Source organism: Thioclava atlantica, assembly GCF_000737065.1.
GTDB classification, from domain to species: domain Bacteria; phylum Pseudomonadota; class Alphaproteobacteria; order Rhodobacterales; family Rhodobacteraceae; genus Thioclava; species Thioclava atlantica.
This window is the reverse complement of record NZ_AQRC01000027.1, coordinates 1-8,465: the sequence shown is the minus strand read 5'-3', so window position 1 is coordinate 8,465 and position 8,465 is coordinate 1. Positions and strand designations below refer to the sequence as shown.

Here is an 8,465-nt window from a genome sequence, read left to right as displayed (position 1 = left end):
CCCCCGCAACCAAAATATACATAGAAACTAAAGTGTAATGGCGCCCAAAGAGGCGCCTTTCGCGTTTGCGCCAATCCCGTGGATGCAACGTGGTAGCAAAAGGGGCGAAGTTACGCGGGCGGCCGAGCGGTAGTTCGGTGCCGGTTATGCCTGGATCTGCCTAGTCGACGACCGTTCTCTGGCGCGCGCCATACTGCCGGACCCATGGCGCCCTCAATGCGGCGCCACAAGCCGGTTAGTGGAACCTGATCCGAGGGTGCATTGCTCGGAAAATCAGCTCTGGCGACATACAAAGACCGCGTGGCGGAGCGTCGTCACGCGCGGCCACCTTGTTGCAGATAGCTGCGTCCGGCGATCGAGCGGCGCTCCAGGACCTGAGCGAACCTCCCATGCGCGGTGCTGTGTTCCTCGGTCGTGCCCGGCGCGAGATCGCGCCGCAGCGACCGCCCCTGCATCGTGCTCTGCTCCGCTCCGAGAAGGTCGAGCACTGTCGGGGCGATGTCGACTAGTCCACAAGGCGAGGAACTAACCAAGCCCCTCTCCATGCCGGGCGCGGAAATCATCAGTACGGTGTTCATTTCATAGCGGTTGAGGCCTCCATGCATTCCGCCGCCGACCGGAGGGCCACCGCTGCACACGGTGCGGCCCGGAATGCCGCGATGGTCGGGCCGCTCGTCCGAGCGCATGACGTAGAACAGCTCGGGAGACCGGGCGTGGGCTTGATGAACGAGGCTGAGGGGGAGGGCTCCGGGAATGCCGCTGGCGAGATCGTCGCGGGCGAAGACCATGCCGATCTCGTCGCGCTCCATCAAGGCGCCGGCGGCACGGGCGGCAAGTCTCGGATCGGGATCGACCAGCCGCAGTTCTCCTGAATTGCCGCCCGTAAAGAGCAGATCGACCCCCGGCGCGGGGGCGGAGCCCGCTCTCAACCTCGCATCGCTCAGCAGCGCTGGCAGGTCGACGGCCCCGGTGATGGTGATCTGGCCGTGGTCCGACATCGCGATGATCGCGGTGCGCTCGGCATGGGGCCCGCGCTCGACTTCTGCAACGATCCCGGCGAAGACGGCATCTGCCGCCGCCATCACTTCGCGGGTCTGGTCCGAGCCGATCTCGCGATAATGGAAGGAGGTGTCGGGTTCGGGCAGCCAGACCAGCGAGACGTCGGGCTGATCGGGGCCGAGCGCGATCTCCTCCATTACCCGCTGGGCATAGCGCAATACCTCGAATTTCGGGATCTCCTTCCCCGGCAGCGGTCCGAAGAGATCGGTGGCCTGTCGGACCGCCGCCGGCGTCTGGGTCGCTCCCTCGCCATGGACCGAGAAAGTCCAGTGTCCGTTGGCGGCCACGCGGTGATTGACCAGCCAGGCCGCGCCGCCGGTGCCGCAATGCACCGCGCCCATGCTCCGCCCGGTCGCTGCGAGCGTCTGACCCAGGCTGATCGCCGTTACCAGGCCGCCGAGCCGCTCCTCGGCCAGTCGCAAGTCATCTGGGTTGCCGGTGTCGATTGCCCGGTCGGTCCGCACCTCGGCCTGATGGAAGGCGTTGTTGAGAATGCCATGGGCGCCGGGCCACGAGCCTGTGGCGAAGCTGGTGGTGGCGACCCGCGTAACCGAGGGGAAGACCGAGCGCGCCTCGCGAAACCAGGTTGCTCGCTTGGCGAAGCTTTCCAGAAACGGCATGCGGCCGGCGATCATGTCGGGGCGCAGCCCGTCGAAACAGACGATGACGACCTTGTCGACGGCGGGGGTTCCGGTGGCGCTCACGCGGCGGCTCCCTGGGCGGTGATTGCATTGACGGTGCGGGCGAAACCCTGCGCGGCGGCAAGGGTCGCGGCCCCGGCATGGCTATGGAAGTTGCGCTTGATCTCGATGACGACGCGCGTGTCGGGACGCAGCGGCAGCCGCCGAGCCAGCGCCTCGAAATCGACGACGCCGTAGCCCGGAGGGGCATGCATGTCGCCCGCGCCGAAGAAATGCTTCTCGCCCAGATGGGTGGTCGGGAAATCGAGCGGCTGGCCGGTCGAGTCCGAGTAATGGATATGGCCGATCCACGGGGCCAGCGCCTCGCAGGCCTCGATCATGTCGAAGCCCCACAGCACCGCACCCTGCTGGGCGTGGCTGATATCGAGGCAGGCGGTGACGGCCTCATGCGAGAGCCGCTGCAACTGCTCGGCCAGCAGGCGCGGGTCGAGCGAGTAGGAGGTCTCCAGGCCGGCGATGACACGCGCATTGGGCGAGATGTTCTCATAGGCGATCTTCACCCCCAACTCGGCAGCGCGGTCGGCAACCGGGCCAAGCTGGTCGAGTTCGAATTGCATCAGGGCGCCCTGACAGTCGATCCAGGCCTTCGGTGCGACCCGGCCGGGATGCAGCACCACGACGCGGGCGCCGGTTTCGGCGGCCAGTTCCATCGACACCATCGCCGCGCGGCGCATCAGATCGGCATGGGCCTCGTCCATCAGGTTGATCGCGATCGGGGCGTGCATCGAATAGGCCAGATCGTGGCGGTTCATCACGGTGCGCAGCTCGGCGACGCGCTCGGGCACGAACCGGCAGGCGGCGACCGCGTCGAGGCCGGTGACGGTCACCTCGGCCCCGGTGCAGCCCATCTCGACCATCGCGGCGAGGCGGGTATCGAGGAGGCTCAGGTCGCCCTCGACTGGCGCGGTGTTGAAGCCGACGGCAATGATACGGTCAGTCATGGTCTTGTTCTCCGGAGGATAGGTTCAGTTCTCGAGGCTCGGATCGAGCCGGGCGCGCAGCCAGTCGCCGAGGATCGACATCGACAGGGTGGTGAGAAAAATCACCGTGCCCGGCACCACTGCCAGCCACCACGCCGAGATCAGGTAGTCGCGGCCTTCGCCCAGCATTTGCCCGAGCGAGGTCATCGGTGGCCGGATGCCGAGCCCGAGGAAGGAAAGGGAGGTCTCGAACAGGATTGTGCTGGGGAAGTTGATCGTCAGCTGCACCAGCAGCGGGCCTGCAATGTTCGGCAGCACATGGCGCAGGTAGATCCAGCGCGGCGTGGCGCCGAGCCCGTGCACCGCCAGCGCATAGCCTTGTTCGCGTGCGCTCAGCACCAGGCCGCGGGTGATGCGGGCATAGCCTTCCCAACCGTAAAGCCCCATCAGCATCAGGAACACGATCATCGAGTTGCCCATGAAGGCCAGCACGGCGAGCGCGACGATGAACCACGGCATCGCGGCCTGAAAATCGACCGCCGCCATGATCGCCTCGTCCCACCAGCGGCCCTTATGGGCGGCGACGAAACCGAGCGTGATCCCGATGATCGCGCCGACCACGGTGCCCAGAAGGGTCAGCGCCATCGAGGTCTGGGCGCCGACGATCAGTCGCGACAAGAGATCCCGCCCGAGCTTGTCGGTGCCAAGCGGATGGGTCCAGGTGAACCCCTCCAGCGGGGCTGGCGGTTTCATCCGCGCGAGCAGGTCGATCTGCTCGAAGGCGTAGGGCTGCAGGAAGCGGCCGAAGACAGTGACCACCAGCATCAGCGTCAGGAAGGCGATCGAGAGCGTTACCAGAAGCGGCATGCGGCGCAGCCCCGAGAGCATCCAGACGAAGGGGCGGGAAATGGTGCGGGAACGGGCGGGGATATTGGCCTCTGCGGTCATTTCTGGGCCGTCCCGGCGCCGACGCGCACCCGCGGGTCGAGCCAGCCATAGAGGATGTCGACGATCATGTTTGAAGTCACCATGGTCAGGGCGAGAAGGATCATGATGCATTGCACCACGGCGAGGTCGCGCAGGGCGACGGAATGGGTCAGCAGCCGGCCGATGCCGGGCCAGGCGAAGACGGTTTCGGTCACCACTGCCCAGCCCAGAAGCTGGCCGACCTGGATGCCGAGGACGGTCACCACGGGCACCGCTGCGTTGGGGATGGCATGCAGCGCGACGCGCCGGACCGGGCCTGTGCCCTTGGAACTGGCGGTGCGCATGTAAGCGCGCGAGAGCACCTCGATCATCGACGAGCGGCTGTAGCGCGCGATCTGGGCGGCAAAACCGGTGCCGAGCGTGATCGCCGGCAAGACCAGATGCGCCCAGGTGCCCGATCCCGATGATGGCAGCCAGCGCAGCCGCAGTGAAAAGGCCAGGATCAGCAGGATGCCAAGGAAGAAATTCGGCATCGAGAAACCGAAGACCGCGCTGGTCATGATCGTGCGGTCAATCCAGCTGTCCTTCCAGATCGCGGCGAGGATACCGGCGGGGATCCCGATGAAGAGCGCGATTCCCAGTGCGGTGCCGCCCAGGAGCGCAGTCTTGGGCACCCGTTCCCAAACCAGGGCGAAAGCGTCCATGTCGTTGCGAAACGAGATCCCGAAATCGCCGTGGAGCAAGCCAGCCCAGTATTTCAGGTATTGCTGCCAGAGCGGATCGGCGAGGCCCCATTTCTCTCGATAGAACGCAAGGGTCTGCGCGTCGATGTCATCGGGCAGCAGGATGGCGGCGGGATCGCCGGTCAGCCGCAACACGACGAAGACGAAGGTGACGACCAGCCACATCGTCAGCGCGGCGCGCGCCAGTCGGACGGGAAGCCAGGTCATGCGAATACCTCCTCTTCTTGGCGGGCGTCGGGGGTGGGAACCGCGGCGCGTTTCGGTGCAACGCGTGCAGTCTCGATCATGTGGCAGGCGGCTTGTCGCCCACCGAAATCACGCAGTTCTGGCGCCTGTTCGCGGCACAGTTTGGTCGCCAGCGGACAGCGCGGGTGGAAACGGCAGCCCGAGGGCGGATCGGCCGGGTTCGGCGGATCGCCCGGCACGATACGCGCGCGTTTGCGACGGGTCGGGTCGGGCACCGGAACCGAGTTCAGCAGAAGCTGCGAGTAAGGGTGCAGCGGCTTGGCGTAGAATTCCGCCTTGGGCGCGGTCTCGACGATGCGGCCGAGATACATAACCGCGACGCGGTCCGAGACATGGCGCACGATGCCCAGATCGTGGCTGACGAAGACATAGGTCAAGCCGAGCTCGCGCTGCAGGTCGCGCAAGAGGTTGACGATCTGCGCCTGGATCGAGACGTCGAGCGCAGAGACCGGCTCATCGAGGACGAGGAACTCGGGCTTCATCACCAGTGCCCGTGCGATGATGACGCGCTGAAGCTGGCCGCCCGACATCTCGTGCGGGTAGCGCGCACTCATCGCCCCGCCAAGGCCGACGGCGTCGAGCGCGGTGTCGGCCATCTCCAGCGGCAAGCCGTGGATGCGCAGCGGTTCCTCGACCTGGGCGCGGATGGTCAGTCGCGGGTCGAGCGATCCGGCGGCGTCCTGAAAGACCAGCTGCATGCGCTGTCGCAGGCGGCGCCATTCCTCGGGCGTCACATCGGTGGTCTCGGCGCCGTCCAGCATGACCGAACCCTGACTGGGAGGGAGCAGCCCCAGCAGCAGCCGCGACAGGGTGGACTTTCCGCAGCCGGACTCGCCGACGATGCCGAGGGTCTCGCCCCTGTTCACGCTCAGCGAGACGCCGTCGACCGCATTGAACTGGCGCGCCGGGCGGAACAGGCCCTTTCGGCCAAGCGTGAAGCTGCGGGCGAGGTTTTCGGCTTCCAGTAGGACGGGCATGTCAGGCTCCTGCGGCAAGGTTGTGGCAGGCTGCGCTGCCCGTGAATGCCGGCGCGGCGCTGGTGCAGATCGCGTGCGCCTCGGCGCAACGCGGCGCGAAGGCGCAGCCGGATGGCAGCTTGTCGATCGGCGGGACGTGACCTGCGATGGTGGCAAGGCGTTCCTCGTCGGCATCGGGTCGGGGCAGGGCCGACATCAGCCCGCGGGTATAGGGATGGCGCGGCGCGGCGAAGAGCGCGCGCACGTTGTTCGCCTCGACCACGCGGCCGGCATACATCACCGCGACCTTGTCTGCGGTCTGGGCGACAACGCCGAGATCGTGGGTCACGAAGAGCACTGCCATGCCAAGCCGGTCGCGAAGCTCGCCGATCAGGTCGAGGATCTGGGCCTGCAGCGTGACGTCGAGCGCGGTTGTCGCCTCGTCGGCGATCAGCAGGCGGGGATTTCCGGCGACCGCCAGCGCGATCATCGCGCGCTGGTTCATGCCGCCCGAGAATTGGTGCGGGAATTCGCGTGCGCGGCGCTCCGGGTCGGGCAGGCCGACCATGCCCATCAGGCGGATCGCTTCGGCGCGCGCCTCGAGCCGGGTCAGGCCCTTGCGAAGGCGCAGCGCCTCGGCGATCTGCCAGCCGACTGTGCGCACCGGGTTCAGGCCGCCGGTCGCGTCCTGAAACACGCTGGCCACGGATTTGCGCCGCAATTGGCGTGCCTGACGGGCGGGCAGGCGGGCAAGGTCGGTGCCCTCGAGCTGCACGGCGCCGGCGCTGATCCGGCCGCGCCGGGGCAACAGCCCGGCCAGCGCGAGGCAGGTCATCGACTTGCCGCAACCGGATTCGCCGACCAGCGCCAGCGTCTCGCCCGGGGCGACGGAAAGGGAGACATCGCGCACCGGCCGCACGGGCGCGCGCCCGGGCCGGTCGATGGTGATTTCGAGGTTTTCGACGGTCAGAACCATGATGAGATGCGGGCGACCCCGGGGGCCGCCCGCCCTTTGTTACCCTTGCGGCTCAGTTGCCGAAGGTCAGGTTGTAGGGACGCAGATCCATGTAATAGAGGCCGTAGGGCTTCCAGTTCACGTCCTTGCGCATCGCGTAGGTCTCGAGCGGGTTGTAGAGCATCGTGCCGGGTGCCTCGTCGACCCAGATATCAAGGGCCTTGCGATAGGCGTCCTTGCGCTCGTCCCAGTTGGTCGAGGACACGATCAGGTCCTGCAGCCGGTTGAACTCGGCCGGTGCCTTCCAGCTGCGCTCGGCCTTGCTGCTGTTCTTCTGGATGCCGCTATCCTTGCCCCATTGCGGCACGAAGGAGCCGATCGGGTCGGGGATGCGGTGGGTGTTGGACCAGGGCTGGATGTCGACCTGGGCCTCCGGGTCCTTGACCTGGCTCCAGTTCTCGACCGGCTCGAGCTTGACGTTCAGACCGACGGCCTGCCACATCTGCTGCATCGCCTGCGCGGCTTCCATCGACAGCAGGTAGTAGTTCATCGGCAGGCGGTAGACGATCTCCTCGCCGTTATAGCCAGCGTCCTTGATCAGCGCGCGCGCCTTGTCCGGGTCGTAGGCGAACTCCGGATAATCCTTCATATACATCGTGTAGGCGGGCAGCTGGTGGCCGTTCGGGGTGTAGTTCTTGTTGCCCCAAAGTGCTTCACGCAGAAGGCCGCGGTCGATGCTCAGCGAGAGCGCTTCACGCAGGCGCTTGTCCTTGAGCACGCCATCGCTGTTGAAGACCAGCATATGGGTGTTGTCGAGCACGATCTGCGCGACTTTGAGGTCCGCGTAATCCTCGATCACCGGCACCTGATCGGGCGGGATGTTGACGGAGATGTCGTATTCGCCCGAGACCAGGCCGGCGATCCGCGCCGAGACTTCCGGCACCTCGATGAAGGTCACGGTCTTGGCGGTCGGCTTGCCGCCGAAATAGTCGTCATGGGCGGCGAGCTTGATATATTCACCATCGACCCATTCGGCGATCTTGTAGGGACCGGTGCCGACCGGGTTGCGCATGAATTTCTCTTTGCCTTCCGACAGGTAGGCCTTGGCGTTCACGACCCAGAAAGCGTAGCCGGCAAGCCGCTGCTCGAGCAGCAGGTCGGGCTCTTTCGAGACCACGCGCACGGTGTAGCGGTCGACCGGCTCGATATGGCTGACGGTCATCATGAAACGGCGCGCGCCGCCGATCAGCGGCTGGTTTCCGTAGCCGCGCGGCGGGTTGAGCGAGAACACGACATCGTCCGAGGTCATCTCGTCGCCGTTATGGAATTTCACGCCCTCGCGCAGTTTCAGTTCCAGCGTGCGGTCGTCGATGCGGGTCCAGCTTTCGGCAAGGCCGGGGACGAGTTTCGACGCCGTGCCGGAGCCGTCGGCGAGGAAATCGCGACGGATCAGGCTGTCGAACATCGAATAGGTGATACGGACCCCGATATTGCCGAGCTCGTCGAGCGGCTCGAGGCTGCCGGGAAGGCTGTTGACCGCGATCTTGAGGTCGGGGCGGGGGTCGGTCTGGGCGCTGGCGGGCGTGAGCGTGGCGAAAGTCGCCACCCCGAGCGCTATGCCCAGAAAAATCTTGCGAAGCATCGGATGAGTGCCTTTTTGCTGCAGTCAGGATTGGATGACCCTCACGAATTCGTAACCGGAAGGCCGCGCCCGGCTGTAAGACCGCCTCAAGGCGACGGTTCGACAACGAATTTGTGAAGTTTTTTTACCAATTTTGACTACTGGTGCGCGAAGCTGCGTGGGCCGGCCGCGCTGGAGCGGGCTGGCTCAACTTGGTCTGTTCCCAAATCGCGGGCCGCTCGTGGACAGATTCCGCGGGGGGCCATCCGCTCCCCAACCAGAAATCGCTGAAGAAGATGGAGGATGCCGGGCTCGAGTTCAACAAGGTCTCCCCCGA

The 8,465-nt window shown here is 66.0% G+C and carries 7 protein-coding genes; all 7 read right to left on the bottom strand.

What is annotated here, in order from left to right:
- Positions 1 to 314: 314 nt before the first annotated feature.
- Genes DW2_RS18615 through DW2_RS18585 form a run of 7 tightly spaced genes read right to left on the bottom strand, consistent with a single transcriptional unit; the run spans position 315 to position 8,149 of the window.
- Positions 315 to 1,763: an alkaline phosphatase family protein gene (locus DW2_RS18615; RefSeq protein ID WP_051856464.1), complete on the bottom strand. Its 1,449-nt coding sequence runs from the start codon at positions 1,761 to 1,763 to the stop codon at positions 315 to 317.
- Positions 1,760 to 2,701 (bottom strand): sugar phosphate isomerase/epimerase family protein, encoded by a 942-nt coding sequence (locus DW2_RS18610; protein ID WP_038148915.1) that lies wholly within the window; start codon positions 2,699 to 2,701, stop codon positions 1,760 to 1,762. The genes DW2_RS18615 and DW2_RS18610 overlap by 4 nt, the downstream gene beginning before the upstream one ends.
- A gap of 24 nt (positions 2,702 to 2,725) precedes the next feature.
- Positions 2,726 to 3,628, bottom strand: coding sequence for an ABC transporter permease (locus DW2_RS18605; RefSeq protein WP_202900134.1), 903 nt, complete (start codon positions 3,626 to 3,628; stop codon positions 2,726 to 2,728).
- A complete protein-coding gene (locus DW2_RS18600; protein ID WP_038148913.1) occupies positions 3,625 to 4,557 on the bottom strand; it encodes an ABC transporter permease in 933 nt (310 codons plus the stop codon). The genes DW2_RS18605 and DW2_RS18600 overlap by 4 nt, the downstream gene beginning before the upstream one ends.
- Complete coding sequence (locus tag DW2_RS18595; RefSeq protein ID WP_081875078.1) at positions 4,554 to 5,573, bottom strand: ABC transporter ATP-binding protein; 1,020 nt, start codon at positions 5,571 to 5,573, stop codon at positions 4,554 to 4,556. The genes DW2_RS18600 and DW2_RS18595 overlap by 4 nt, the downstream gene beginning before the upstream one ends.
- 1 nt (position 5,574) lies before the next feature.
- Complete coding sequence (locus tag DW2_RS18590) at positions 5,575 to 6,528, bottom strand: ABC transporter ATP-binding protein (protein WP_051856463.1); 954 nt, start codon at positions 6,526 to 6,528, stop codon at positions 5,575 to 5,577.
- A 52-nt stretch (positions 6,529 to 6,580) separates the two neighbouring features.
- Positions 6,581 to 8,149: an ABC transporter substrate-binding protein gene (locus DW2_RS18585; protein ID WP_038148911.1), complete on the bottom strand. Its 1,569-nt coding sequence runs from the start codon at positions 8,147 to 8,149 to the stop codon at positions 6,581 to 6,583.
- Positions 8,150 to 8,465: the final 316 nt, after the last annotated feature.

What these genes read in the sequence shown, in the direction of transcription:
- DW2_RS18610 (WP_038148915.1), bottom strand. Translation starts at nt 2,701, where the DNA reads ATGACTGACCGTATCATTGCCGTCGGCTTCAACACCGCGCCAGTCGAG.
- DW2_RS18605 (WP_202900134.1), bottom strand. Translation starts at nt 3,628, where the DNA reads ATGACCGCAGAGGCCAATATCCCCGCCCGTTCCCGCACCATTTCCCGC.
- DW2_RS18600 (WP_038148913.1), bottom strand. Translation starts at nt 4,557, where the DNA reads ATGACCTGGCTTCCCGTCCGACTGGCGCGCGCCGCGCTGACGATGTGG.
- DW2_RS18595 (WP_081875078.1), bottom strand. Translation starts at nt 5,573, where the DNA reads ATGCCCGTCCTACTGGAAGCCGAAAACCTCGCCCGCAGCTTCACGCTT.
- DW2_RS18590 (WP_051856463.1), bottom strand. Translation starts at nt 6,528, where the DNA reads ATGGTTCTGACCGTCGAAAACCTCGAAATCACCATCGACCGGCCCGGG.
- DW2_RS18585 (WP_038148911.1), bottom strand. Translation starts at nt 8,149, where the DNA reads ATGCTTCGCAAGATTTTTCTGGGCATAGCGCTCGGGGTGGCGACTTTC.